Genomic DNA, 26,553 nt, shown 5'->3' with positions numbered 1-26,553 from the left:
CTCCCGGCGCGCCCGCGCCCGCGTCGCCGTGCACAGCGCGGTGCGCCCGGATCGCCGAATGCCGACCGGGTCGGCCGCGATACGGCTCGCCCAGCACACGGACCGCCCCGGCGACGACGGCGAATCAACCCCGAAAAGCCCTGTGCCCCGGCCGCTCTCGGCGGACGGGGCACAGGGTGCGTACGACAGAGTCCCTACGGGCGGCTCAGCGCGCTCGCATTCGCGTTGTCGGCCAGCAGCTCGGTCTCGGTGCTGCCGGTGAGCATGCCCTCGAGCACGTTCTTGCCGATGGCCGCCTCGCCGGGCAGCGCGATCGGGTAGGTGCCGTCGAAGCACGCGCAGCACAGGCGCGAGCTCGGCTGTTCGGTGGCGGCGATCATGCTGTCGATGGAGATGTAGCCGAGGCTGTCCGCGCCGATGGAGCGCCGCACCCCGTCGACCATTTCCTCGACGGTGCCGCTGCCGCCCACGCCGTTGGCGATCAGCTCCGCCGGGGAGGCGAAGTCGATGCCGTAGAAGCAGGGCCACTTGACCGGCGGCGAGGCGATCCGCACGTGGATCTCCAGGGCGCCGGCCTCCCGCAGCATGCGGATCAGGGCGCGCTGGGTGTTGCCGCGCACGATGGAGTCGTCCACCACGATCAGCCGCTTGCCGCGGATGACTTCGCGCAACGGGTTGAGCTTCAACCGGATTCCGAGCTGGCGGATGGTCTGGCTGGGCTGGATGAAGGTGCGGCCCACGTAGGCGTTCTTCATCAGACCCTGGCCGTACGGCACGCCCGAACCCTGTGCGTAGCCGACGGCCGCCGGGGTGCCCGATTCCGGCACCGGGATGACCAGGTCGGCCTCGACCGGATGCTCGACGGCCAGGCGGCGACCGATGTCGACGCGGGTGGCGTGCACGGAGCGGCCGGAGATGGTGCTGTCCGGGCGCGCCAGGTACACGAATTCGAAGACGCAACCCTTGGGGGTGGGGTTCGCGAATCGCATGGAACGCACACCGTCGGCGTCGATCGCCAGCAGTTCGCCCGGTTCGATCTCGCGCACGAAGGAGGCGCCGACGATATCGAGTGCCGCGGTTTCGCTGGCGACCACCCAGCCGCGGTCGAGGCGACCCAGGCAGAGCGGGCGCACACCGTGCGGATCACGCGCCGCGTACAGCGTGTGCTCGTCCATGAAGGTCAGGCAGAAGGCGCCGCGCAGCGTCGGCAGCAGCTCCATCGCGGCCTGCTCGATGCTCTTGTCGGCGGCCGCGTGAGCCAGTAGCGCGGTGATCACATCCGAATCGGAGGTGGCGGCCATGGAACCGGCGAGCCGGCCGGAGACCAGTCCGAGTTCCCTTGCCCGCGCGCCCAATTCGGCGGTATTGACGAGATTTCCGTTGTGCCCCAACGCCAGTCCGGTTCCGACGGCGGTGGTGCGGAAGATCGGCTGAGCGTTCTCCCAGGTGACGGAACCGGTAGTGGAGTAGCGACAGTGGCCGATCGCCACGTGACCGGGCATGGCCGCGAGGGTCTGTTCGTCGAAGACCTGACTCACCAGGCCGAGATCCTTGAAGACCAATACCTGCGAACCGTCGGCGACGGCGATGCCGGCCGCCTCCTGGCCGCGGTGCTGCAACGCGTACAGACCGTAGTACGTGAGCTTGGCCACATCTTCGCCCGGAGCCCAGACACCGAAGACGCCGCACTCTTCGCGCGGTTCGTTCTCGACCTGGTCGGGGGTGTCGGTGGTGGGGGGCAGATTCACCGTTTGCTCCCTGATAGGCGGGCGGGGGGCACTGGCCATACTACGTTAATCCGATCGAGACCCACCGCCGGGATAACCCGGGTGGCAGGCGGTTTGCTGTTAGCGTTCGGACGTGGCGACCCCGGACAGCGTGCAGGACCCTCCCCGTCGGCATCTCACCCCGATCAAATGGGTGTTCCCAATCATCGTGGTCACGCTGCTCGCCTCGCTGCTCGGAGTGATGTACCTCGACTACGTCGTCGATCCCGAGAAGAATCTGCACGATTTCCCGATCGCGCTGGTCAATCAGGATGTGGGCGACGATCTCGGTACGGCCGAGCAGCCCAAGCACGTCGATTTCGGCAAGCAGGTCGCCGAGGGACTGCAGCGGGCGGTGCCCTCGGACAAGATCGATCTGCGGGTGCTCGGTATCAACGAGGCACAGCTGCAGATGCAGAACGCGCAGGTCTACGGCACCATCATCATTCCGAGCGACTTCTCCAAGCGGCTCGGCATTCTCGGCGTGGGCAGTGTGGTGCCCGGCGACATCTCCCGTCCGACCCTGACCCTGCAGACCAATCCGCGCACCGGGGCGTTCGCCACCGCGATCCTGCAGAAGTTCGGTGAGCAAGCTCTCACTCAGGTGAATGCCCAAGTCGGGCAGCAACTCACCGATCAGGTCAAGTCTCAGCTCGCGTCGCCGCCGGGTGGACCGCCCGCGCCCGAGCTGACCGCCGCCACCAAGGTCGCGCTCGCCGAACCGCTGGACATCGTGACCGAGCAGTTCCGGCCGCTGCCGGGCGGATCGGGTGAGGGGCTCACCGCCTTCTTCTACAGTCTGCTGCTCCTGCTGGTCGGCATGGTCGGGGCGATGATCATCCATCAGCTGATCGATTCGTCCCTCGGCTTCCTGCCGACCGAATGGGGTCCCTGGTACCTGCATTTCCCGCGCGCCCCGATCTCCCGTACCAAGACGCTGCTGATCAAATGGTCGGCCGTGACGGTCACGGCGATCACGGTGTCGGCGGCGCTGCTCGGCATCGGCTCGGCGTTGGGCATGCCGATCGACCGGCCGCTGCTGCTTTTCCTCTACGGCGTGCTGGTGATCATGGCCGTCGGCTTCACCTGCACCTCGGTCCTGGCCGCGGTGGGTACAGCGGGCCTGATCATCAACCTGATCATCTTCATCATCCTGGGCCTGCCGTCCTCCGGCGGCACCGTTCCGATCGAGGCCACCCCCGAGTACTTCGGCTGGCTGGCCATGTTCGAGCCCATGCACCAGGTGTTCCTCGGCACCCGCGCCATCCTCTATTTCGACGGCAGCGCCCAGGCCGGTCTGAGCCACGGCATCTGGATGGCCGTGCTCGGCTTGACCGTCGGCCTGATCTTCGGCCTGGCCATCACTCGCTTCTACGACCACAAGGGACTGGAGCGCAAGCCCGTCAACGCCCAGCCCGCGTCCTGAATCGCACTGCCCGCCGTGAGAGTTCGCGGCGGGCAGTTCTGTCGGGCACAGAAATCTGTCGGGCACGGAAATCTGCCGGACACGGAAACCAGTGCACCGCTTCAGAGTTGCGCGAGGGGTAGCCATCGGGCGATCTCACCCGCGCGGCTCCCCGACGCCGTGAGCCGGGCCGAGTCGACCGCCTCGTCGAATACCAGCAGTCCGGTGGCCAGTAGCAGCCAGGTCCGCGCGTCGGTCTCCACCACATTGGGCGGTGTCCCCCGGGTGTGCCGGGGCCCCTCGATGCACTGCACCGCCACGAACGGCGGCACCCGCACCTCCACCGACCCGCCGGGTGCGTCCGCCGCCAGCGCCCGCGCCGTTCCCCGCACCGCCGCCGCCAGCTCCGCTCGCGCGGGTGCCTGAACGCTCTCGTCCCGCAACCACTCCCCCACCGCCGCCACCGCGGCCCGCACTTCCCCCGGATCCACTGTTCCTCGCGCCACGCCTCGAATCTACCGCCGTCCACCGACACCGGTGACGCCCCGGCCGGCTGCGATCCCGGCGGTCACGGGTGAGGACACCACGTGGATTCGCCGGTGGCACGGGCGCTTTTCACCGGACCGGCGCGATGTTCCCGCCGCCACCCGAGTCCGCGGCACCCCGGCCGGGTTCGAACCGGTCGGCGCCGCTCACGAATCGCCCGGCGCCCCGACCTCGATCCGTACGTCGTCCGCGGGGAGAGAACGCGTTTCGCGAGTGAGCAGGCGGGCCAGGACGGGAGTGAGGGCGCCGCCGGCATTGAGGGCGAGATGCAGCAGGGCCGGAGCGGTCGCGCTGCCGGTATGACGGCGGAGGCGACCGAACACGAGTCCCGCCACCGCTGTCACCGCGACCGTCGCGGGCACGGGATCTCCGGCCGAGCGGGCGGGCCCGATGTGGGCCAGGCCGAAGGTGAACGCTCCGAGCCACTCGGCGCGGGAACCGAAAGTGTCGTCGAGGAGGGGGTCGAGAGTGGCTCGGTAGAGGAGTTCCTCGCTCAGGACCGTGCCCACCGGGATGTGCAGGGCGATCCATTCGGCCGAGGTGACCTCGGGACTTCGATCGGCGAGTGCGGCGAAGTGGCGGCGCACCGGCGGAATGGCAAGGGCCGCACCGAAACCGGCCAGCACCAGCGCGGCGGCCGCGGATCCGGCGCGCAGACCGCGCCACGAGACCCAGTTCGGCCGACCTCGGAAAGCCATCGCGTAGGCGGTGGCGAACACCAGGTTGGCGCTGGATCGGCCACGAATGCCCAGACCCAGGCTCGGCAGCACCCGATTGGCCCACAGCAGCGGAAGCACCAGCGCGGCAACGGTTTCGATGCTTCCTGCCGCGCTGCCAACCGCCGCGCTGCCAACCGCCGCACTGCCAACCGCCGCACTGCCAACCGCCGCGCTGCCGCGCCGACGTGCCACCGTCACGTCCCCCGGCACGGCGGTGAGGTGCTCGGCGCGCCCGACGCCACGGTGACCGCAGTCGCAGTCGCCCACCGGGCGCTTGCGGCCTCACCCGTCCGACAGGTGGTTCCGGCGAACCCGGCATCGGCACACCGATCCACGACGAGTCGAGCCGCACGGCCGCGGAGTTCGGCATCGAGGGACCGTCGAGGGGCGGGCACCTATTTGACCGTCCGCTCGAAGTCCTCGGCCAATTCCACCTGGGTGCGGATGCGCTCGCGCAATTCCGGTGTCCAGTCCGGCGGTTCGGCGATGGCCGCCCAGCCGTCCAGCACGAGGGTGCCGTAGCGGTGACCGTGACCGTCGCTGACGCCCTGGGCATTGGTGAGGTCGGCGGCCACCTGCCAGAAGGTCACGAACGGCCACCAGCGCATCTGGGTGGAGACGTCGGAACCGCGTTGCTCGGAGAGCCAATCCGGTTGGGAGAAGATCAGATCCGGCGACCACCACACGATGGGGTCCGAGGCGTGCTGCAGATAGACGATGCGGGGGCGGCGCCAGTCCGGGGACGGTTTGTCGAGATCCGGTGCGGTGGCGGCGAATCGCACCACCAGACCGTCGGCGTAGACGGGTTCCACCTCGCGGGTGCCGGGGTCGCGGCGCGACACGAACTGCTCCCACAGGCGATTGGAGTCGGGCGGCCCTACCCACAGCGCCCCGTCCACCTTGGACCGCACATCGGCCAGCCCGGTGAACGCCGACTCCGAGCCCTGCGAACCCAGGCTCTCGCCGTAGACGAGCAGCTTCGGCCGTGCGTTCTCGGGCCGCTGCGACCATCGTGCGTAGACGGCGTCGAACATCTTCTTCCCGGCGACCGCGACCTTCTGCCGGTCCGCGAGGAAGGACAGCACGCTCGGCAGATACGAGTACTGCGAGGCGACGATCGCGGTGTCGCCGCCGTACATGTATTCCAGCGCGGCGGTGCTGAGCGAGTTCACCCAGCCGGTTCCGGTGGTGGTGACGATGACCAGCACCTTGCGATCGAAGGCTCCGGTCCGTTCGAGTTCCGCGACCGCGAGATCTTCCTCGGTGACCTCCGCGCTCGCGGACTGCAGGCCCACGTACACCCGGATCGGTTCGCGCGCGGGCTTTCCGGTGACGGCGCTGATCAGCATCGGGTCGGGTCCGTGCGAGACGAACCACCGGCCCTCGAACCCGAGCGTCTCCCATTTCGCCAGCGACGCCGGGCTTCCCGAGCGTTCGGGCTTGCTCGGCCGCACCGCGAAATCGCTCATCTGATCGTTGCGCACGCTGAACGCCGAGTTGGCGACCGCGAAGAAGGCTCTGGTCGCCACACCGTTGAACAGCGTGATGATCAGAACGGTGAGCACCAGCACGCCGGCGGCGGGCGCGAACGCGGGCGGCACCCGCACCCAGCGGCTGAGCTGACGGCCGATGAACCGCACCAACTCTCGCAGCGTCCGATAGGTCGCGACCACCAGAGCGCCGACCGCGAAACTGAGTCCCCCCGTGCGCAGATAGGCGGCGCGGGTGGTGCCCTCCATGCCCATGAGGCTGTAGATCTCGCGCTGCCAGTCGGCCGAGAGCACCAGCATGTAGGCGGCGGCCAGCGCGCAGCCGAGCACCACGATCACCTTGACGGTGTAGCGCGCCCACCCGGGCGGGGTGGCGATCGTGATCTTGGGCCGAATCCACCTGCGGAACAACCACTGCAGCACGCAGCCGACGCCGTAGCCCAGCGCGGCGTTGATCCCGGAGATCAATCCCTGGAACAGCCAGTCGCGCGGCACCAGCGACGGCGTCACCGACCAGGCGAAGAACACCGTCGCCACCACCAGGCCGGTGTGGTTGAGATCGATGATCTTCTCGACCCGCTGCGCCGCATCCGCGACCCGGCGGCCCCAGCCACGACGGAACAGCACGGCACAGCGCCGCGCCGTTCTCTCACGGAGCGTGCGCAGCCGCGTCAGGGCGACGGCGGGGTCCAGCACCCGTCAAGTATGGACTCGCGCTAACGAATTCTGGGGATCCGGGGATGTGAGTGGCACCATCCCGGCGGCGTGTCCGCGGCCGGCATCGCTGCGCGCACGGGTACTACCGGGGCCGCTCGACGGGTACTACCCGGGGCCGCCCGACGGGTACTACCCGGTGCGCTCGAGTAGTTGTACCCGGTCCGGTGCACACCGCCCGCGACAGACTTCTCCCATGAGCAATCCCAGCGCACAGACCAAGGGCACCACGGCTTTTCTGGCCCAGGCGACCATCGCGTTCGGAATCAGTTTCTCCGCCACCATCATCGGCATCATCTACCTGCCGCTGGATGTGTGGCAGCGCGGATTTCTGGTCATGACCATGCTTTTCCTGGTGAGCAGCTGCTTCACCCTGGCGAAGGTCATCCGCGACCAGCACGAGACCGCCAAGGTCACCAGCCGCATCGACGAGGCGCGAATGGAAAAGCTGATGGCGGAACACGATCCGTTCAAGGTCGTGTCCTGATCACCGCACGAGATCGGCACACCAGATCAGTGGTCACTCGACGTGACCACTGATCTCGCGAGATCCGGGTAACTCCCGGGTACCCCCGGAGTGGAATTCGTGAACGGCCGCACCACGCGTACACGGCCGGTGACGGCTCCGAGCCGTGCGCGCTGAAAGCCCGGAGGGCGGGTCAGTGTGCCCCGAACAGGGCGGGCAGGGTGCCCTCGTGCGCGGTGCGCAGTTCGGCCAGCGGGACGGTGAACTGTCCCTGGACCTCGAGCGAATCCGAGCCCTGATCCACCACACCGATACGCACCCACGGCAGCTGACGCGCGGAGCACATCTTGGTGAAGCGGGTTTCCTCCGAGCGCGGCACGGCGACCAGCACGCGTCCGGCGGATTCGGAGAACAGGGTGACGAACGGGTCCGCGCCCTCGGGAAGCAGGATGCGGCAACCGGTTTCACCGGCCAGCGCGGCCTCCACGACGGTCTGGACGAGGCCGCCCTCGGACAGATCGTGTGCGGCGCTGATCATGCCGTCGCGCGATCCGGCCAGCAGGATCTCCTGCAGCAGCTGCTCGCGCGCGAAGTCCACCTTGGGCGGCACGCCGCCCAGGTGATCGTGCTCGACCTGCGACCAGATCGAGCCGTCCAGCTCGTCATGGGTGTCGCCGAGCAGGATCAGGGTCTCGCCGGGCTCGAGGCCCAGGCCGGTGGGGATGCGGCGGTGCACGTCGTCGATGACGCCGAGCACGGCCACCACCGGGGTCGGCAGGATCGCGGTCTGGCCGGTCTGGTTGTAGAACGACACATTGCCGCCGGTGACCGGAATGCCCAGCGCCACACAGCCGTCCGCGAGACCGCGCACGGCCTGCTGGAACTGCCACATGACGCCCGGGTCCTCCGGCGAGCCGAAGTTCAGGCAGTTGGACACCGCGGTCGGGGTCGCACCGGTGGTGGCGACATTGCGGAAGGCCTCGGCCAGCGCGAGCTGCGCACCGGCGTACGGGTCCAGCTTCGTGTAGCGGCCCGAGGCGTCGGTGGCCAGCGCGATGCCCCGGCCGGTCTCCTCGTCGATGCGGATGACACCGGCGTCGGCGTTCTCGGCCAGCACGGTGTTGCCGCGCACGTAGCGGTCGTACTGCTCGGTGATCCAGCGGCGCGAGCACAGCTGCGGGCTGGCGATCATCTTCAGCAGGGTGGCGAGCAGTTCGTCACCGGTCTTCGGGCGGTTCAGCGCCTTGGTGGAGTCGGCGATGAGCGCGTCCTGATCGGCGGGCCGCTCGATCGGGCGCTCGTACACCGGGCCCTGATGGGCGACGGTGCGCGGCGGCACGTCCACGACGGTCTCGCCGTGCCAGGTGATCACGAGGTGCTCGCCGTCGGTGACCTCACCGATGACGGTGGCGAGGGTGTCCCACTTCTTGCAGACGGCCATGAAGGCGTCCACGTTCTCGGGGGTGACGACCGCGCACATGCGCTCCTGCGATTCGCTCGACAGGATCTCGGCGGGGGTCATGTTGGCCGCGCGCAGCGGGACCTGCTCCAGGTCGATGTGCATGCCGCCGTCACCGGCAGCGGCCAGTTCCGAAGTGGCGCAGGAGAGTCCGGCGCCGCCGAGGTCCTGGATGCCGACGACGAGTCCGGCCCGGTACAGGTCGAGACAACACTCGATGAGCACCTTCTCGGTGAACGGGTCGCCGACCTGCACGGCGGGCAGCTTCTTGCGGCCGGAGCCGGATTCGTCGCCGGAGAAGGTATCCGAGGCCAGCACGGACACGCCGCCGATGCCGTCGAGTCCGGTCCGCGCGCCGAACAGAATGATCTTGTTGCCCTTGCCCGACGCGAACGCCAGGTGCAGGTCCTCCACGCGCATGACGCCCGCGCACAGCGCGTTCACCAGCGGATTGCCCTGGTACGAGGCGTCGAACACGGTCTCGCCGCCGACATTCGGCAGGCCGAGCGAGTTGCCGTAGCCGCCGACGCCGCGCACCACACCGTCGACCACGCGCCGGGTGTCCGGATGCTCGACCGCGCCGAAGCGCAGCTGATCCATCACCGCGATCGGCCGAGCGCCCATCGCCATGATGTCGCGCACGATGCCGCCGACGCCGGTGGCCGCGCCCTGATACGGCTCCACGTAGGAGGGGTGGTTGTGCGATTCCACCTTGAAGGTGACCGCCCAGCCGTCGCCGATGTCCACCACGCCCGCGTTCTCACCGATGCCGGCGAGCATGGACTTGCGCATCTCCTCGGTCGTGGTCTCGCCGAAGTAGCGCAGATGCACCTTCGAGGACTTGTACGAGCAGTGCTCGGACCACATCACCGAGTACATCGCCAGCTCGGCATCCGTCGGCCGCCGGCCGAGAATCTCCTTGATGCGGGCGTACTCGTCGTCCTTGAGGCCGAGCTCCTTGTAGGGCTGCGCTTGGTCCGAAGTGGCCGCGGCGTTGCTGACGGTATCGACGTGGCTGGTCACGGGAATACCAGAGTCCTTTCGGCCGGGCAGGTCAGAACCGAGAACCGGCATGCTGGATATCGGCGAGATACGCCGCCGAGTCTAATTGCCACCCATTCCGCCCCTACGCCCACCTGCTGCTTGTGCACCAGCCCACACCTATAGCCGTCCGTAAGATCCCCGGCCGCCCCCGCTACGCTGTTGCGGTGAACGATCGAGCCGGGGTCGCGGATCCGGAGGAGAAGCCCGTGACCACGACAGGGCGGCGCAGCAGGCAGCAGATTCGGTTGCTGTTGATCGCGGTGGCGCTTTTCGCGGTGTCGGCGGTGGTCAGCCACTACGCCAAGTTCTGGCACGGATACATCGATCTTCAGGTCTATCGCAACGGTTCGCGGGCGTGGCTGGACGGCAAGGATCTCTACGGCCCGATGCCGCCGGTGTTCGGACTGGGTCTGCCCTTCACCTATCCCCCGCTGGCCGCGCTGTTCTTCGCCCCGCTGGCCCTGATGCCGCTGGCCGTGGCCGAATGGGCCGTGCTGGCCGTGTCGATCGCCTCGCTCGCGGTGACCCTGTGGCTGGTGCTGGATCGAATCCGCCCCACCATGGATCGCGCGACGCGACTGGCGATCGTGATCGGCGCGGTGGCGGTGCTGCAGTTGCTGGAGCCGATCCGCCAGACCTACGGCTTCGGACAGATCAACCTCGTGCTGATGGCCGTCATCGCGCTGGATTGCCTGGTGCGCAAGCCTTTCTGGCCCCGCGGCATGCTGATCGGCATCGCGGTGGCGGTGAAGCTCACTCCCGCGGGCTATCTCCTGTATTTCCTGTTGCAGCAGGACTGGAAGGCCGCATGGCAGCGCGCTCGCGCGGCGTGCACGCCGTTCTCCGTGCGCGGTGCGGCGGCCGCGATCGCCGTGCTGTGCAAGGCGATTCCGCGTCCCGCCTTCACCATGGTGCTAGCGACGGCCGGTGCGGTCGTGGTGGGCTGGGCGATCTTCCCGAAGGATTCGCCGCAGTACTGGTTCCACACGCTGTCCGACACCGGCCGCATCGGACCGCCCTGGTACGCGGGCAATCAATCGATCAAGGGCTTCGCCTTCCGTCTGGGCGTCTCGGATTCGGTGGCCTCGCTGCTGTGGGTCGGGCTGTCCGTCGTGGCCATCGCGCTGGCCGCCATCTGGATGAAGCGCCTGTTCACCGCGGGCGCGACGGTCGCCGCCCTGATGGTGAACGCCGGTGTGGTGCTGCTGATTTCGCCGGTGTCCTGGTCGCACCACTGGGTGTGGATCGCCCCCGCGCTGGTCGTCGCCGCCGATGCCGTCGCGCGCGGCCGCCGCAGTCCGCTGTTCCTGGGAACGGTGGCCCTGGCGGTGGTCATGTTCGCCATCGGCCCGCAGTGGCTCTTCCCGCACGACGGCGACCGCGAGCTCACCTGGTCCTGGTGGCAGCAGATCATCGGCAGCAGCTACGTGCTGTTCACCTTCGCCATCTTCGTGATCGCGGTCCTCACCTACCACCCCACTCCGGCCGAGCGGAAGACCGAGGCCCAGGCCGTCTGACTCCCCCGCACCACACACGAATACCGAAGGCCGCCTGCGCGATCGCGCAGGCGGCCTTGGTCGTCCGGGACCGAGCGCTCCGGACGAGACGTGCGCGATACCGCCTAGCGGGCGGCGTCGGGGGTGAGGAAGGCCGCCAGCGCCGCCGCGTACGCGGGAACATCGGCGGCGCCCATCATTTCGCGCGCGGAGTGCATGGCCAGCTGGGCCGCGCCCACATCGACGGTGGGAATGCCGGTGCGGGCGGCGGTCATCGGGCCGATGGTGGAGCCGCAGGGCAGGTCCGCGCGATGGACGTACCGCTGCAGCGGGACATCCGCCTGCGCGCACGCCAGCGCGAACGCGCCCGCCCCGTGGGCGTCGGTGGCGTAGCGAAGGTTCTGGTTGACCTTCAGCACCGGTCCCCCGTTGACCTCGATGCGGTGCATGGGCTCATGGCGGTCGGGGTAGTTGGGGTGGGTCGCGTGCGCCATATCGCCGGAGGCGCAGACACTTCCGGCGAGGGCTGCCAGGTATTCGGCGCGACCGCCGCCCCGGGTCAGCACGATGCGCTCGAGGACGGTGGGCAGCAGTCCGGATTGCGCGCCGCGATCGGATTGGCTGCCGACCTCCTCGTGGTCGAACATGGCCAGCACCGGCACCGCGACGCCGGGTTCGGCCAGAGCGGCGAGGAAGGCGCGCAGTCCCGCGTAGCAGGTGCCCTGGTTGTCCAGGCGGGGCGCGCTGACCAGATCGAGGTCGCGGCCGATCAGCTTGGACGGCACCAGATCATGGGTCATGAGCTCCCAGCCGAGGATCGCGTCGGCCTCGAGCCCGGAGCGTTCGGCGATGAACGCCATGAACGAGCGCGCCTCGCCGCCGATCCCCCACACCGCGTTCACGTGGCGTTGCGGATCCAGGGTGACCCCGCGCCGGTCCTCGGACAGGTGGATGGCCAGCTGCGGCACCCGAAGGATCGGCTCGTCGATGCGAATCAGCCGCTCCCGCACCACATTTCCGTCGCGCAGCGAGATTCGGCCGGAGATGCCGAGATCGCGGTCGAGCCAGGAGTTCAGCCACGCCCCGCCGTAGGGCTCGAGTCCGACCATCTGCCAGCCGGCCACCGCGGTATCGGGATGCTGCTTCACCCGCAGGTTGGGGCTGTCGGTATGCGCGCCGACCACGCGGAACGGCGTCGCCTGCCCGGTGCGGAACCCGCTGGGGGCCGCCGGTCCGCCGTCGGCCCAGGCCACCAGGGATCCGCCGCGCACCACGTAGTAGCGGCCCGCGCTGTTGGAGGGCCAGGGCGCGGATTCGGCGAGTCTGGTGAAGCCGTGATCGTCGAGTTCCGCTGCCACCGTGCGACAGACGTGGAACGGCGACGGGGAGGCATCGATGAATTCACAGAGTCCGGCAGCGGTCGCGGTGGTCTCGGAAACTGGCATGAGCGCAATCCTAAGCATTCACGGTTCAGTTCCAGCTGATCAGGCCGCCGGTTCGGTCAGTCCGGGACGGAAACGCGTCCGTCCGCGACGGGCTCGAGGGCGACCCGTTCGAGCAGGCGCAGCAGTTCCAGATAGTCGTCGCCGCCGAGGCGGCCGCGTAGCTCGGCCTCGGCGCGTTCCTCCTCGACTCGCACCTCCTCGACCAGCTCGGCTCCGCGCCGGCTCAGGCCGATCAGGATGCGGCGGCGGTCGTCGGCCGCGGCGATCCGGAAGATGAGACCGCGTTCGGCCAGGTGATCGGCGTGCCGGGTGGCGGAGGAGGGCGGCAGCTGCGCGCGCACGGCCAGCTCGCTCATGGTGATGCCCAGTTCCGGCGACAAATTCGACAGCATGCACCACTGATCGGCGGTGAGCCGCCTGGCGCACAGTGCGGCCTCCAGGTGACGAAGCCAACTCCGCTCCGCTGCCCGCAGCACACCGTGCAGGGTGGAAATGCCACCTAGAATTGTCGCCATAATTCCCGCCCGTCAAATCCACTGAACGAGGGGAAGGGTAACCGATGACCCCGTTCGGCGGGAATCCCGAAAACTGTATCGAGATCCTGAACATAGTCCCGCAGCAGGGACCCGGGGGTATCTTCGCGCCCTCCTGCGAGGCCGCAATTTCCCTGGCAATGGAAGAAATCAACACGGGGACAGGAATTCTCGGACGGGAATTGCGCGTCACCCACATCGACGGCGGCCGCGAACCCGACGATGTCGCGCGGGAAGTGTCGGCCCTGCTGGCCACCGGAATGGTGCACGCCGTCACCGGCTGGCACACCTCCGCGGTTCGCCGGGCGGTGGCGCGGGTGACCGCGGACCGGGTGCCGTACCTGTTCGCCACCGATAACGAGGGTCCGGACGATTCGGCCCCGGGACTGTTCATGGTGGGTTCCGACCCGACCCGGCAGATCCTGCCCGCCCTGCGCTGGCTGGGCCGTGAGCTGGGCGCGCGGCGCTGGGCGATCATCGGCAACGACTACGTGTGGCCGCGGCGCACGGCCCGGCTGGTGCGGGCCGCATTGGCCGATCGGGCGGGTTCGCGGGAACGGACGGTACCGCTGGAACGGTTCGTGCCCATGGGAACTCGCGATTTCGACGATTTCCTCGCCGATCCGATTCTGGATCGGGTGGATGGCGTCATCGTGCTGCTGGTGGGCGCGGATGTCGCCCGATTCAACCGACAATTCGCCCGTATCGGGCGGGATGAACGGCAACTCCGGGTAAGTCCCGCTGTCGATGACAATGTATTGCTCAGTGCGGGACGCACCGCCAACCGAAACCTGTACGTGCCGTCGAGCTTCTTCGTCAATGGCCGCGAAGGGCGGGAAAGGCTGGCCCGCTATCGCCGGATGCACGGCGGATTCGCGCCCGCGCTCACCAACTTCAGCAATACCGAATACGAGGCCGTGCATACGCTGCGCGCAATGGCGAAGGCCGCGGGCTCACTGGATGTTCGCAGTGTGCGCGCGGCCGTCACCGATAGCGCGATCCTCGAAACACCTTCCGGGGAAATAGGTTTCGACGGAAATCAGGTGGTGCGCCCGGCGTACATCGCGCGGGCCGAGGGCATCGAGTTCGACATTCTCGATCGCATCTGCTGAGCCGGAGGCTTCGAAGCCTCCGGCTCGGCAGTGCGGAACGAGAGCGGGTTGCGAGAGTTGAGTCTCAGGCGGAGACGAGTGCGTCCAGCACGGACAGGATCATGCCCAGGCCGTCGTCGCTCGGACCGGTGAGCGGCTCGGTGGCGTGCTCGGGGTGCGGCATCAGACCGACGATGCGGCCGTCCGCCGAGGAGATGCCCGCGATATCGCGCTGCGAACCGTTCGGGTTCTCGCCGGAGTAGCGGAAGACCACGCGGCCCTCACCCTCCAGCTCGTCGAGCACCGCGTCCGAGGCCTGGAACCGGCCCTCGGCGTTCTTGACCGGAATCAGGATCTGCGCGCCGGGCTCGTAGCGGGAGGTCCACGCCGTGGTGGCGTTCTCCACGGTCAGCCACTGATCGCGGCAGACGAAGTGCAGGCCCTCGTTGCGGGTGAGCGCACCGGGCAGCAGACCCGCCTCGCACAGGATCTGGAAGCCGTTGCAGATGCCGAGCACCGGCATTCCGGTACCGGCCGCGCGCACGACCTCACCCATGACCGGGGCCATCGAGGCGATGGCGCCCGCACGCAGGTAGTCGCCGTAGGAGAAACCGCCGGGCACGACGACCGCGTCCACGGACTTCAGATCGGCGTCGGCATGCCACAGGCTGACCGGCTCGGCACCGGCCAGTCGCACCGCACGGGCCGCGTCGACGTCGTCGAGCGTGCCCGGAAAAGTGATGACTCCGATGCGAGCGCTCACAGCCGGACGACCTTCCACTCCTCGATGACGGTGTTGGCCAGGAGCTGTTCGGCGATCTGCTCGAGTTCGGCGTCGCTCACCGCGTCGTCCACATCGAGTTCGAATCGCTTGCCCTGCCGCACATCCGAGATTCCCGGGTGACCCAGGCGCCCCAGCGCACCGATGATGGCCTGCCCCTGGGGATCCAGGATTTCGGCCTTCGGCATCACCTCGACCACGACACGTGCCACGCGTTGCTCCTCAGCTGGTGGGGCGGCGCCCGGGCGACGACGCGCGTTCTCGCGCACGCGACCGAGCGGGGGGTTCGCTGCTCAGGGTAGTTGGCGAGCCCGGCGGGCACGCCGCCGGGTCACGACGGTCGCGACGCCGAGCGGCCGCCGCGTGGCGCACGCCACACCCGGCCTCCTCGCGCAGGACTACCGTGGCCGTATGCGTATAGCCCACTTCGGACATTCATGCCTGCTCGTGGAGATGAACGGCTCCCGCATCCTTTTCGATCCCGGTAATTTCTCGCACGGGTTCGAGGGCATCACGGGGCTGGACGCCATCGCCGTCACGCACCAGCATCCCGACCACATCTGCCCCAACCGCATCGAGGCGCTGATCGAGGCGAATCCGCAGGCCCGGCTGCTGTCGGACCCGCAGACGGCGCAGCAGCGCGGCGAGCCGTGGGAGCCCGTGTACGCCGGGAACGTGCTGAAGGTCGGTGACGTGCAGATCACCGGCGGCGGCGGGCGCCATGCGGTCATCCATCCGGAGATCCCGGTCATCGACAACACCGTCTTCCAGCTCGGCACTTCGGAGAATCCGGCCGCGTTCGTCCACCCCGGCGATTCGCTCTGGGTCCCGCCGACCCCGGTCGGCGTGCTCGCGCTCCCCGCCGTCGCCCCGTGGATGCGGATCAGCGAGACGGTCGACTATCTGCGGGCGGTCAATCCATCCACAGCCTTCCCCATCCACTACGGCATCATCGCCCCCGAGGCCCAGGGCATCTATTTCGGCCGGCTCAACGAAATGGTTCCGGCCAATACCGAATTCACGGTGATCCAGGCCGAGGACCACGCCGAATTCTGAGCGGCACGACGCGCCGAATCCGGGGCAGGGCCGGAATCGGTTGGGCCGCAGCCGGAGTCGGTTGAGCCGCAAGGGAATCCAGCACCTCGATCGCACCGTCGAGGCGCCTCCGGCCGGTCGGAGGCGCCGGGCTACCTGGTGTACGTGGCCAGGAAGAGCGCTTCGGCCAGGGCCATGTGCTCGATTTCGGTGGGATCGACGCTCTCGTTGGGGGCGTGGATGAGGCAGGTGGGTTCTTCCACACCCATCAACAGGATCTCCGCCCGGGGATAGGTGTCGGCGAAGACCGTGCAGAGCGGAATCGAGCCGCCCTGACCCATGGTGGTCGCCTCGCGACCGTACGAGGCGGCGAAGGCGGCCTCCATGGCGGTGCGGGCGGGACCGCCCGCCGGGGAACGGAAGGGCGCGCCGGTGGCCTCCGTCTCCACGGTGATCCTGGCACCGAAGGGGACGTGCGATTCCAGGTGGGCGGTCAGGGATTTGCGCGCCCGCTGGGGATCGATGCCGGGCGGGATGCGCAGGTTCAGCCGGGCGGCGGCGCGCGGCTGGACGGCGGCGGCGGAACCGACGACCCCGGGTGCGTCGATCCCCAGGACGGTCAGCGCCGGTCGCGCCCACAGCATGTCCGCGACGGTGCCGGAGCCGGTCAGTCGCACGCCGTCCAATACGCCTGCGTCCGAACGGAATTGCGCCTCCGGATACTGCACACCGTCCCAGGTCTGATCGTTGGCCAGTCCGGCCACGGTGGTGTTGCCCTCCGCGTCGCGCAGGGTGGCGAGCAGCTGGATGAGGGCCGCCAGCGCGTCCGGCGCGGCGCCGCCGAACATGCCCGAATGCATTTCACCGGAAAGGGTTTCGATCCTCACCACCACATTGACGTTGCCGCGCAGGGTCTCGGTGAAGGTCGGGACGCCGACGGCGAAATTACCGCAGTCCCCGATCAGGATGGCGTCGGCGCGCAGCAGGTCGGCATTCCTGGGAACGAAGTCCTCCAGGCCGCCGGTGCCCTGCTCCTCAGAGCCCTCCGCGACCAGGGTGATGCCGACCGGATAATCGTCCCCGCCGAGCTTGCGCAGGGCGCGCAGCGCGGTCAGGTGCATGACGATATTGCCCTTGCAGTCCGCCGCGCCACGCCCGTACCAGCGCCCGTCGCGCTCGGTCAGCTCCCAGACCGGCGTGCGCCAGGCGTCTTCGCCGAGCGGCGGCTGCACGTCGTAGTGGCAGTAGAGCAGCACGTGCGGGGCGTCCGGCGGACCGGGACGGGTGGCCACGACGGCGAGCGAGCCGTCGGCCGTCGGATGCAGGCCGACGTCGGCGAGCCCCTCGGCGGCGCAGGCGTCGGCCACCCAGTGGGCGGCCCGGTGGCATTCCTCGATCGGGAATTGCCGCTCGTCGTACACGGACTTGTACGAGACCAGTTCGGTCAGATCGCTTTTCGCGCGCGGCATCAGATCTCTCACGGCATCACGCAGCGCATCGATGCGGGAATTGATACGGGAATCGATTCTCGCCCCGGCATTTTCGGTCATCGTCTCTCCTGTTCCTTTGGCCTGTAACCGGTTCGGATCTCCTTACCAGCTTCGGTATCCGGTGTCCGGCTCGATTCCCGGACCTGTCGCCACCGATCCCACTCTCGCACGGCGAGCCCGCCGCACTATCGATTCACCGGTCGCGTCGCAGGTCCGCGGCATCACAGGTACCGGCCGCGATCGGCAACGGCGATACGCTCTCGGTGGCGATACCGCACACCCGTGCTACGAGAGCGAGCCAGGGAGGCAGCAGTGCCCGAGAATCCCGCGTCCGACGATTTGTTCGCCATGCCCGGCCTGCGGCGCAGCGCACCGAAAGGGGATTTCCCGGAAACCGGAATGTTCCCCCAGGTCGCCTACGAGGTCGTGCACGACGAATTGATGCTCGACGGCGTATCCCGCATGAACCTGGCGACCTTCTGCACCACCTGGATCGAGGACCAGGCCCGCCGGCTGATGGCCGAATCACTGGACAAGAACATCGTCGACAAGGACGAATACCCGCAGACCGCCGAACTGGAGAAGCGCTGCGTGCGCATGGTCGCGGACCTGTGGAATTCACCCGATCCCGCGCGCACCCGCGGCACCTCGACCACCGGCTCGAGCGAGGCCGCCATGCTCGGCGGGCTGGCCGCCAAGTTCCGCTGGCGGGCCCGAGGCGGCACGGGCGTTCCCAATTTCGTGTGCGGGCCGGTGCAGGTCTGCTGGGAGAAGTTCGCTCGCTATTTCGACGTCGAGATCCGCCAGATCCCACTGCGCGGGGACCGGCTCACCATGCATCCCGAGGATGTGGCCGCCTACTGCGACGAGAACACCATCATGGTGGTGCCCACCTTCGGCCAGACCTTCACCGGGCTGTACGAGGACGTGGCCGGAATCAGCAAGGCCCTGGACGAGCTTCAGAGCGGGACCGGACTGGACATCCCCATCCACGTCGACGCGGCCAGCGGCGGATTCCTGGCCCCCTTCTGCGCACCGGATGTGGTGTGGGATTTTCGCCTGCCCCGGGTGAAGTCGATCAACGCCTCAGGCCACAAGACCGGACTGGCCCCGCTCGGCGTGGGCTGGGCGATCTGGCGCGAGGCCGCCGATCTGCCCGAGGAACTCATCTTCGACGTCGACTACCTCGGCGGCAATATGGCCACCTTCAATCTGAACTTCTCCCGGCCCGGTGGCCAGGTCATCACCCAGTACTACGATTTCATCCGGCTCGGCCGCGCCGGATACGGGCATGTGCAGACTCAGATCTACCGTGTCGCACAGCATTTGGCCCGAGGACTGGACAAGCTCGGCATGTTCGAGATGATCCACGCGGCGGATCCGCGGCACGGCATCGGCGCGGTGTCGTGGCGACTGAACCAGGACGCCGGATTCAATCTCTACGAGCTGTCCGATCGGCTGCGCACCCGAGGCTGGCTGATCGCCGCCTACCCGCTGCCCGCGGACCGCGAGGACGAGACGATCATGCGGGCGCTGGTGCGGCACGGCTTCACCGTCGACATGATCGACCTGCTGCTCGCCGATATCGTGCGCGGCATCGATCAGCTCTCGAAGCATCCGCAGACCACGCCGCTGACCGCGCAGGAGGCGGGCGGCTTCAACCACAACGCCACCCCCCGCCGTGCCGGTAAGCGGGTCGCGCCCAAGCCATCCATCTGACCGCGCACCGGTCCGATGCCGCGACGGCGGGGTACTCCGCCGCCGGACGAGCATCCGGATAAGCCGGCGGGGCGCCGCGGTGGATTCCACCGCGGCGCCCCGTTCGTCCGTTCATCGGCTCCGGTGGGTCACCGATCGGCGAGGCCGACGGTGTCCAGCACCCAGGCGAACTCGAAGGCGACTTCCTTCCACTTCTCGTAGCGACCGCTGACGCCGCCGTGCCCGGCGCTCATCTCGGTCTTCAGCATCAGCTGCGAATGACCGGTCTTGGTCGCACGCAGTTTGGCCACCCACTTGGCGGGCTCGGTGTAGAGCACGCGGGTGTCGTTGAGGCTGGTGATGGCCAGGATGGCCGGGTAGTCCTTGGCCTCGATGTTCTCGTACGGCGAGTACGACTTCATGTAGTCGTAGACGTCCTTGTCCGCCAACGGGTTTCCCCACTCGTCCCATTCGATGACCGTCAGCGGCAGCGACGGGTCCAGGATGGAGGTCAGCGGATCCACGAACGGCACGTTCGCCAGCACACCCGCGAACAACTCCGGAGCGAGGTTGGCGACCGCGCCCACCAGCAGGCCGCCCGCACTGCCGCCGTCGGCGATCATGCGGTCCGGCGCGGTGACGCCGGTATCGATCAGATGCCGTGCGCAGGAGACGAAGTCGGTGAAGGTGTTCTTCTTGGTGAGCGTCTTGCCGTGCTCGTACCAGAGCCGGCCCATCTCGCCGCCGCCGCGCACGTGAGCGACCGCGAACACCGCGCCGCGATCCAGCAGCGACAGGCGCGCCACCGAGAAGCCGGGGTCGATGCTGGCCTCGTAGGAGCCGTATCCGTACAGGAGCAGCGGTTTCGGTGCTGCGGAGGGCCCATCGGGCAGCGCGGAGCCCTCGGCGAAACCGCCGTTCACAGCTCCGATTCCGCCGTCCTTGCGGACCACGATCGAGATCGGGATCTTGGTGCCGTCGGCGGCCACGGCCCAATCCCGGTGCTGCTCGTAGTCATCGGCGTTGTAGCCGCCGAGCACGACCTGCTCCTTGCGCAGCACGCGCTCGCCGGTCTCGGGGAAGTAGTCGAAGATCTGGGTCGGCGTCACGAACGAGGTGACCCCGATCCGCAGGGTCGGCGTCACCCATTCCGGGTTGCCGCCCAGTCCGGCGGAGAACAGCTCCAGCTCGAAGTCGATCTCCTCGAGCTCGCCGTAGCCCTCGGAGGTCAACGGCCACACCGCGAATCGCGGCAGCGCCTCGCGCCGGTAGCTGACCACCAGCTTGTCCGAGAAGGCGTCCACATCCTCGAGCCGCACATCGTCGCGGTGCGCGATCAGGACGGTCTGGTTCGCGGGATCACTCAGCGGGGCCTCGGCGAGGACGAAGTTGACCGCCTTCACCCCGTCCACCACGTCGTTGTGCAGAATGAGGAGCTTGTCCTCGCCGCCGATCACGGCGTGCTCGGCCGAGTACTCGACGCCGTCACGGCGCGGCAGCAGCACCCGGAACTCGCCCTCGGGATCGTCGGACTCCAGGATCCAGGCCTCGGTGGTGATCTTGGATCCGACCCAGATGATCAGGAACTTCTCCGAGCGGGTCGCGCCGATGCTGACCCAGTAGCTCTCGTCCGGCTCGTGGAACACCTGCACATCGGCGTCCCGATCGGTGCCGAGGCGATGCCGCCACACAGTGTCGGGCCGCCACGACTCGTCGACCGTCTGATAGAACACGGTCGAACCGTCGAGTGACCAGGTCGCGCCCGAGGCCGCCCCGGTGATCTCGTCCGGCAGCAGCTCGCCGGTCTCCAGGTTCTTGAATCGCAGCACGTAGCGCTCGTCGCCGACGGTGTCGACCGAGTAGGCGAGCAGATCGCCCGCATGGCTCACCGAGAACGCGCCGAGGGAGAAGAAGTCGTGCCCCTCGGCCAGCTCGTTGGAATCCAGCAGCACCTGCTCGCCGGGAATCTCGGTGTCGACCTCGAAGCGCGGCGGGTCCCAATCGTCCGCGTCGGCGATCGGGCAGCGGCAGTGCACGCCGTGCTGCTTGCCCTCGAAGCTGCGCGAGTAGTACCAGTAGTCGCCCATGCGGGTGGGCAGCGACAGGTCGGTCTCCTGGGTGCGGCCCTTGATCTCGTCGTAGATCTTCTCGCGCAGCGGTTGCAACTTTTCCAGCTGCGCGTCGGTATAGGCGTTCTCGGCCTCCAGATGGGCGATGACTTCGGGATTCTCCTTGTCCCGCAGCCACTCGTACTCGTCGATGAAGACGTCGCCGTGGTGCACTCGCTCGGTCGGCACCCGCTTGGCTATCGGCGCCGTCACCACCGCGCCGGAAATCGATGTCGCGCTACCACTGTCCAAAGGCATGGCGTCCACGTTAGTAGTGGAGCCGGTGACCATGTCGCCGACCCAGCCGCAATCCGCGATCGACGAGCGGCGGTCCGGGCACGTCGATACGCTCGGCGCATGTTGTTGCGGATGACGACGCGCCTGCTCGCGGTGGCCGCCCTGGTACTGGGCACGGGCGTGATCGGGCTCGCCGCACCGGCTTTCGCGTGCGCGTGCGGCGGGGTGGCCACACCGGGCGGGGTCGGCGCGCACGTGGCCGACGAGACCGCGCTGATCGGCTGGGACGGGACGCAGGAGACGATCGTCATGCGGCTCGGGCTGCAGAGCGGCGGCGACAAGGCGGCTCTGATCGTACCCACGCCCGCCCCCGCGACGGTGAGCGCGGGCAGTCGCGACACCTTCACCGAACTCACCCGGCTCACCGCGCCGTCGATCGTCGTGGACAAGAACTGGGAACTCGGCGGCGGATTCGGCGGCGCGGACACCGCCGGGGCACCGGGCGGACCGACCGTGCTCGGCCGCGTCGATCTCGGCCCGCTGGAGGCGACCACCCTGACCGGCGGTGACCTGAGCGGCGTGCGGCAGTGGCTGCAGGAGAACGGCTACGTGATGCGCCCCGAGGTGATCGCCACCCTGCAGCCGTATCTCGACGACAAGTGGGCCTTCGTGGCTATGCGGCTGACCGGCGACAAGCCGCTGACCGGCGAGCTCGATCCGGTGCGCCTCACCTTCGCCGCCGATCGGCCGGTGTACCCGATGCGCATGTCCAGCGCGGCCACGCAGGTGCAGACGGTGCATCTCTACGTGCTTGGCCCACATCGCATCGAGCGCAATGATGCGGACAGCGCAACGCAGACCGTGGCGGTGAGCTTCGCCGGGCGCGTGAGCGATCCGACCGACCCCGAACTGGCGCGGCTGAGCGCCGACGGGCACGACTATCTGACCGAGATGCGGGTGGTGATCCCGCGACCCGAGCGGATCACCCACGATTTCGGGTTCGCGGACGCACCGGACGACACCCCGTACCGCGAGGTGGTCCATCGGACCGAGACCGTGCACGTGTTGGGCAGCGACGCCGGAGTGGTCCTCGCGGTCCTCGCGCTGCTGATCCTGCTGTTCGTCGTGGTTCTCGTCGTGGTGTGGCTGATCCGCCGTGCGCGGAGGAGATGACGAGTGAGTGGGCCCGAGTTGGTGGTTCGGGTTGGTGGCTCGGGTTAGTGGCTCCGCCTGCGGGCCGGAACCGAATCCTGCCGGTGATCGTAGAGATAGAAGACCGCTGCCTTGCGGCGACGGCACTGATCGGTGGGACAGCTCCGATGAATCCGCAGGATGCTGTCGGCCAATTCCGGGGTGAACCGCTCCGGAACGACTCCACAGCTATCGGAGACGGGAGCTGCTCGCTGCTGAGACCATGGCGTGCGCACCACGAACCTCCTTTCCGCTGACTCAGAATGGAATAACCGATCCGGTCCCCGTACAAACCCTGGCATCATGTGTGCGATCCACATCACCGTCCAGTACCCGCAGTAATCGCACAGGGGAGCCCGAAAGTGGAAGCGAAGAACCGCGAGATCGAATCCGGCGCAGAGTGGCGGCGCGGTGACGACAGCACCGACGGCGTCGAGATCGCATTCCTGGCCAGTGGCAATGTCGGCCTGCGGGATTCCCGCAATCCGGAGGGGCCGGTGCTGATCTTCACGCCCGGTGAATGGAAGGCCTTCGTGGCGGGCGCCAAGGACGGCGAGTTCAACCGCCCGGGGGCCTGAGCACCCCCACGATCGGGTCGAGCGCGATCGGATCCGGCTAGGCGCCGATCGCGCCGCCGATGGTCGGCCAGGAGTTGTGCAGGGTGTCCTGCCAGTAGGACCACGAATGCGTGCCCACCGCGCTGTGCTCCACCCGCGCCGGAATGTTCAGTTCGCGCAGCCGATTCTCGAACACCGTGACGCAGGCGTCCACGCCGAGTTCGATCGGCCCGCCGAAGAAGATGTTCTCCGGCAGCTGCGGCTTGATCTCCAGCTCGTGCGGACCGGGGATGCCGGTGCCGGTCGAGAGGTAGATGGTCTTGCCGCGCAGCGCCTCGGTGAGCACGGCCGGATTGTGCTCGTTCCAGGCGGGACTGCCCGCCGCACCCCACATATTGAACGGGTTGCCGCCGCGGTTCGCGATGGAGAACAACATGGCGCCCTGCGCGATGTTCGTATCGGGGCAGGCGCTGTAGCCGGCGACCGCGCGATACATGCCCGGATGCCGCACCGCGAGCACGAACGCCGCGATGCCGCCCATCGACAGGCCGCCGATGGCGTTCACTCCGTTGCCGTCGAAGTAGGAGTCCACGATGGGCGGAAGTTCCTGCGTGAGAAAGGTTTCCCACCGGTACCGGCCGAATCGCGGGTCGTCCGAGGCCCAGTCGGTGTAGTAGCTGGCCTGGCCGCCCATCGGCATCACCACGTTGACATTGCGGCCCTGGAAGAAGGGTTCGGCGTCGGTGGCGTTGGTCCAGGTGCTCTGCGTCGCGCCCGGATCGAGGCCGTCGAGCAGATAGTAGGTGGGGCGGGAGCCGCCGCCGGCCGGATGCAGGACCTGCACCTGGATCGTGCGGCCCATGGCCGGCGAGTCGATGAACAGGGCCGTGCGGGTGGCGTTCAGGTCGTCGACCCGCACGATTTCCGCGGCGCTCGCCGGTGCCGGAGTCATGAGGACCGGATTCAGCAAACCAGCGGCAATCGCAAGAATCGCCGCGGCAACGGTTCGTCTACGCATGCACCCACCTCCATCAGCCCACCACGATCGCATTTCAACGTAACTCGAGTGGCGACCGGCGCGAGGTAGATTCCATTTCTGGCGTGTCGCTGGCAAACCACACGGCGAGGTTATGCTAATACCGATCGGCTATGACGCGCCAGTGGTCCGCGCGGCCGCTCCCCGGATCGATCCGGCCAGGTAATCCAGGTCCGCGCGGGGCGGGGTGGTGGCCCGCGCACGCAACCCGAAGCCGTCCCCGGGAGTGCGCGGGATCACGTGCAGGTGCACATGGAACACCTCCTGACCCGCGGTCACGCCGTCGGCCAGAAAGAAGTTCACGCCGTCGCAGCCCACCTCGGACTCCCGCAACGCGGCCGCCAATCGCTGGCCGACCTGAAAGAGCTTGCCGCCCAAGGCCGGATCCAATTCCGCGAGGCTCCGGGCCTGCACCTTCGGGATCACCAGCAGATGACCCGGCGTCACCGGGCGGATGTCCATGAACGCCAGCACGTCCTCATCCTCGTAGACCTTGCTGGCAGGGGCTCGACCTGCGACGATATCGGCGAAAATCGTGTACGGGTTCATGCCCGCAGCCTAGAGGCTCGCGTGAGAGGCCCTGTGCGGAACCCGATCCGGATCGAGCACACGGACCGGCGCGGCGACACCGGTGGACGCGCGCCGTCCACGGCGGCTGCCTCTGGTCATGAAAAGCGCTCGGCCCCAGCTCGGTTCATCGAGCCGGGGCCGAAAGAAGCCGTTTCCCTACAGAATCGGGGACGGGGTGTAGCGGGCCGCCTCCGGGTTGGCGTCCACCAGCTTCTCGACCTGGGCGATCACGTCGCGGGTCTGCGCCTCGGCCGCGCCGATGAACGCGGCGCGGTCCGCGAGAGCCGTATCCAGGCCCGCGCGGTCGATCGGCATCCGGTCGTCGGCGGCCAGGCGGTCCAGCAGATCGGGCTCACGGCCCTGCTCACGCATGGCCAGCGCCACCGCGACCGCGTGCTCCTTGATGACCTCGTGCGCGGTCTCGCGACCGACACCGGCGCGCACGGCGGCCATCAGGATGCGGGTGGTGGCCAGGAACGGCAGGTAGCGGTTGAGCTCGCGATCGACCACGGCCGGGTACGCGCCGAATTCGGCCAGCACGGTCAGGAAGGTCTCCATCATGCCGTCGATGGCGAAGAAGGCGTCCGGCAGCGCGACGCGGCGCACCACCGAGCAGAACACGTCGCCCTCGTTCCACTGCGCGCCGGCCAGTTCGGCGGCCATGGACGCGTAGCCGCGCAGCACCACCTGCAGGCCGTTCACGCGCTCACACGAGCGGGTGTTCATCTTGTGCGGCATGGCCGAGGAGCCGACCTGGCCGGGCTGGAAGCCCTCGGTGACCAGCTCGTGCCCGGCCATCAGGCGAATCGTGTGCGCGAACGAGGACGGGCCCGCGCCGACCTGCACCAGGGTGGAAAGCACGTCGTGATCGAGCGAGCGCGGGTAGATCTGGCCGACGCTGGTCAGCACGTTCGCGAAGCCGAGGTGATGCGCGACCTTCTGCTCCAGCTGAGCCAGCTTGGCCTCGTCGCCGTCGAGCAGGTCCAGCATGTCCTGGGCGGTGCCCATCGGGCCCTTGATGCCGCGCAGCGGGTAGCGATCCAGCAGCTCCCGCAGGCGGGTCAGCGCGATCAGCAATTCGTCTGCGGCGGAAGCGAATCGCTTGCCGAGGGTGGTGGCCTGCGCGGCGACGTTGTGCGAGCGGCCGGCCATCACCAGGGTCTGGTACTCGGCGGCGCGGGCGGCCAGCGCGGCGGCGACGGCGACACCGTGGTCGTACACGTGCGCCAGCGAGAGCCGGATCTGCAGCTGCTCCACGTTCTCGGTGAGGTCGCGGGAGGTCATGCCCTTGTGCACGTGCTCGTGCCCGGCGAGCGCGTTGAACTCCTCGATGCGCGCCTTCACGTCATGGCGGGTGACCCGCTCGCGCTCGGCGATGGAGGCCAGATCGACCTGATCGACGACCCGCTCGTAATCCTCGACGACCCCGGCCGGCACCTCGACACCCAGGTCGGCCTGAGCACGCAGCACCTCCAGCCACAGCCGCCGCTCGAGCACGATCTTGTTCTCGGGCGACCACAGCCGCACCAACTCGGGGCTGGCATAACGGGTGGCGAGGACGTTCGGGACAAGGCTCACGGAACACCAGTTTACTGTGCAGGTTTGCCTCCGCTTCGCTGCGGCGGGTTCGTGGCCCTGCTAGCTCGCTTCTTCCCTCCCTCCGCTCCTCCGCTTCG

Annotated in this window: 22 protein-coding genes; 8 read left to right on the top strand and 14 right to left on the bottom strand. The window is 68.3% G+C overall.

From position 1 onward, the window contains the following. Positions 1 to 194: 194 nt before the first annotated feature. Complete coding sequence (gene purF, locus NJ1_RS36755) at positions 195 to 1,748, bottom strand: amidophosphoribosyltransferase (protein ID WP_245717748.1); 1,554 nt, start codon at positions 1,746 to 1,748, stop codon at positions 195 to 197. 112 nt (positions 1,749 to 1,860) lie between these two features. On the opposite strand from purF, the gene NJ1_RS36750 reads away from it, so the two are divergent. Continuing rightward, positions 1,861 to 3,192, top strand: a complete 1,332-nt coding sequence (locus NJ1_RS36750) for a YhgE/Pip domain-containing protein (RefSeq protein ID WP_281202417.1) — start codon at positions 1,861 to 1,863, stop codon at positions 3,190 to 3,192. 101 nt (positions 3,193 to 3,293) lie between these two features. On the opposite strand, the gene NJ1_RS36745 is transcribed toward NJ1_RS36750, so the two are convergent. From NJ1_RS36745 to NJ1_RS36735, 3 genes are all read right to left on the bottom strand, one after another. Next, on the bottom strand, positions 3,294 to 3,677 hold the full coding sequence (locus tag NJ1_RS36745) for a sterol carrier family protein (RefSeq protein ID WP_067704620.1): 384 nt from the start codon (positions 3,675 to 3,677) through the stop codon (positions 3,294 to 3,296). 186 nt (positions 3,678 to 3,863) lie between these two features. Further along, a complete protein-coding gene (locus tag NJ1_RS36740) occupies positions 3,864 to 4,628 on the bottom strand; it encodes a CPBP family intramembrane glutamic endopeptidase (RefSeq protein WP_245717747.1) in 765 nt (254 codons plus the stop codon). Positions 4,629 to 4,831: 203 nt separating this feature from the next. Further along, entirely contained in the window at positions 4,832 to 6,622 is a 1,791-nt protein-coding gene (locus tag NJ1_RS36735; RefSeq protein WP_339381299.1) for an alpha/beta hydrolase, read from the bottom strand. Positions 6,623 to 6,836: 214 nt separating this feature from the next. Here NJ1_RS36735 and NJ1_RS36730 point away from each other — a divergent pair, with 214 nt between their 5' ends. Next, complete coding sequence (locus NJ1_RS36730) at positions 6,837 to 7,127, top strand: YiaA/YiaB family inner membrane protein (RefSeq protein ID WP_067704618.1); 291 nt, start codon at positions 6,837 to 6,839, stop codon at positions 7,125 to 7,127. Positions 7,128 to 7,299: 172 nt separating this feature from the next. Here the strand turns inward: NJ1_RS36730 and purL are convergent, their stop codons facing one another. Further along, positions 7,300 to 9,588 (bottom strand): phosphoribosylformylglycinamidine synthase subunit PurL, encoded by a 2,289-nt coding sequence (gene purL, locus NJ1_RS36725; RefSeq protein ID WP_067704616.1) that lies wholly within the window; start codon positions 9,586 to 9,588, stop codon positions 7,300 to 7,302. A gap of 185 nt (positions 9,589 to 9,773) precedes the next feature. On the opposite strand from purL, the gene NJ1_RS36720 reads away from it, so the two are divergent. Further along, positions 9,774 to 11,126 carry a glycosyltransferase 87 family protein gene (locus NJ1_RS36720; RefSeq protein ID WP_245717746.1) on the top strand — a complete coding sequence of 451 codons (1,353 nt, stop codon included), beginning with the start codon at positions 9,774 to 9,776 and terminating at the stop codon, positions 11,124 to 11,126. Positions 11,127 to 11,230: 104 nt separating this feature from the next. Here the strand turns inward: NJ1_RS36720 and NJ1_RS36715 are convergent, their stop codons facing one another. Both NJ1_RS36715 and NJ1_RS36710 read right to left on the bottom strand, forming a co-directional pair. Then, positions 11,231 to 12,550, bottom strand: a complete 1,320-nt coding sequence (locus NJ1_RS36715) for a M18 family aminopeptidase (protein WP_084479237.1) — start codon at positions 12,548 to 12,550, stop codon at positions 11,231 to 11,233. Between the two features lie 56 nt (positions 12,551 to 12,606). After that, the gene (locus NJ1_RS36710; RefSeq protein ID WP_067704610.1) at positions 12,607 to 13,065 is read right to left on the bottom strand and encodes a MarR family transcriptional regulator; all 459 of its coding nucleotides are present in this window, start codon (positions 13,063 to 13,065) and stop codon (positions 12,607 to 12,609) included. A 44-nt stretch (positions 13,066 to 13,109) separates the two neighbouring features. Between NJ1_RS36710 and NJ1_RS36705 the strand changes: the two genes are divergently transcribed. Continuing rightward, entirely contained in the window at positions 13,110 to 14,195 is a 1,086-nt protein-coding gene (locus NJ1_RS36705; RefSeq protein ID WP_067704609.1) for a substrate-binding domain-containing protein, read from the top strand. Between the two features lie 64 nt (positions 14,196 to 14,259). On the opposite strand, the gene purQ is transcribed toward NJ1_RS36705, so the two are convergent. Both purQ and purS read right to left on the bottom strand, forming a co-directional pair. Next, positions 14,260 to 14,937, bottom strand: a complete 678-nt coding sequence (gene purQ, locus NJ1_RS36700) for a phosphoribosylformylglycinamidine synthase subunit PurQ (RefSeq protein ID WP_067704607.1) — start codon at positions 14,935 to 14,937, stop codon at positions 14,260 to 14,262. Next, positions 14,934 to 15,167: a phosphoribosylformylglycinamidine synthase subunit PurS gene (gene purS / locus NJ1_RS36695; protein WP_067704605.1), complete on the bottom strand. Its 234-nt coding sequence runs from the start codon at positions 15,165 to 15,167 to the stop codon at positions 14,934 to 14,936. Before purS ends, purQ begins: the two co-directional genes overlap by 4 nt. A gap of 199 nt (positions 15,168 to 15,366) precedes the next feature. Here purS and NJ1_RS36690 point away from each other — a divergent pair, with 199 nt between their 5' ends. Then, the gene (locus NJ1_RS36690; protein WP_067704636.1) at positions 15,367 to 16,011 is read left to right on the top strand and encodes an MBL fold metallo-hydrolase; all 645 of its coding nucleotides are present in this window, start codon (positions 15,367 to 15,369) and stop codon (positions 16,009 to 16,011) included. 131 nt (positions 16,012 to 16,142) lie between these two features. Here NJ1_RS36690 and NJ1_RS36685 read toward each other — a convergent pair whose 3' ends face one another. After that, a complete protein-coding gene (locus NJ1_RS36685) occupies positions 16,143 to 17,540 on the bottom strand; it encodes a dipeptidase (protein ID WP_084479236.1) in 1,398 nt (465 codons plus the stop codon). A gap of 252 nt (positions 17,541 to 17,792) precedes the next feature. On the opposite strand from NJ1_RS36685, the gene gad reads away from it, so the two are divergent. Beyond that, a complete protein-coding gene (gene gad / locus NJ1_RS36680; RefSeq protein WP_245717745.1) occupies positions 17,793 to 19,199 on the top strand; it encodes a glutamate decarboxylase in 1,407 nt (468 codons plus the stop codon). A gap of 128 nt (positions 19,200 to 19,327) precedes the next feature. Here the strand turns inward: gad and NJ1_RS36675 are convergent, their stop codons facing one another. Then, a complete protein-coding gene (locus tag NJ1_RS36675; protein WP_067704628.1) occupies positions 19,328 to 21,544 on the bottom strand; it encodes a S9 family peptidase in 2,217 nt (738 codons plus the stop codon). Positions 21,545 to 21,643: 99 nt separating this feature from the next. On the opposite strand from NJ1_RS36675, the gene NJ1_RS36670 reads away from it, so the two are divergent. Next, positions 21,644 to 22,696 (top strand): DUF2330 domain-containing protein, encoded by a 1,053-nt coding sequence (locus tag NJ1_RS36670; protein ID WP_067704603.1) that lies wholly within the window; start codon positions 21,644 to 21,646, stop codon positions 22,694 to 22,696. Between the two features lie 380 nt (positions 22,697 to 23,076). Next, on the top strand, positions 23,077 to 23,292 hold the full coding sequence (locus NJ1_RS36665; protein WP_084479234.1) for a DUF397 domain-containing protein: 216 nt from the start codon (positions 23,077 to 23,079) through the stop codon (positions 23,290 to 23,292). A gap of 37 nt (positions 23,293 to 23,329) precedes the next feature. Here NJ1_RS36665 and NJ1_RS36660 read toward each other — a convergent pair whose 3' ends face one another. The 3 genes from NJ1_RS36660 to purB all read right to left on the bottom strand — a co-directional run bounded on the left by NJ1_RS36660 (position 23,330) and on the right by purB (position 26,455). Next, complete coding sequence (locus NJ1_RS36660; RefSeq protein WP_067704600.1) at positions 23,330 to 24,289, bottom strand: alpha/beta hydrolase; 960 nt, start codon at positions 24,287 to 24,289, stop codon at positions 23,330 to 23,332. Positions 24,290 to 24,418: 129 nt separating this feature from the next. Continuing rightward, positions 24,419 to 24,856, bottom strand: coding sequence for an HIT family protein (locus NJ1_RS36655; protein ID WP_067704598.1), 438 nt, complete (start codon positions 24,854 to 24,856; stop codon positions 24,419 to 24,421). A 177-nt stretch (positions 24,857 to 25,033) separates the two neighbouring features. Further along, a complete protein-coding gene (gene purB / locus NJ1_RS36650) occupies positions 25,034 to 26,455 on the bottom strand; it encodes an adenylosuccinate lyase (protein ID WP_067704596.1) in 1,422 nt (473 codons plus the stop codon). Positions 26,456 to 26,553 lie beyond the last annotated feature (98 nt).

This window comes from Nocardia jejuensis NBRC 103114 (genome assembly GCF_001613145.1).
GTDB lineage: Bacteria > Actinomycetota > Actinomycetes > Mycobacteriales > Mycobacteriaceae > Nocardia > Nocardia jejuensis.
Note: the sequence above shows the minus strand (reverse complement) of the source record. Positions and strands in the feature narration are given on the sequence as shown.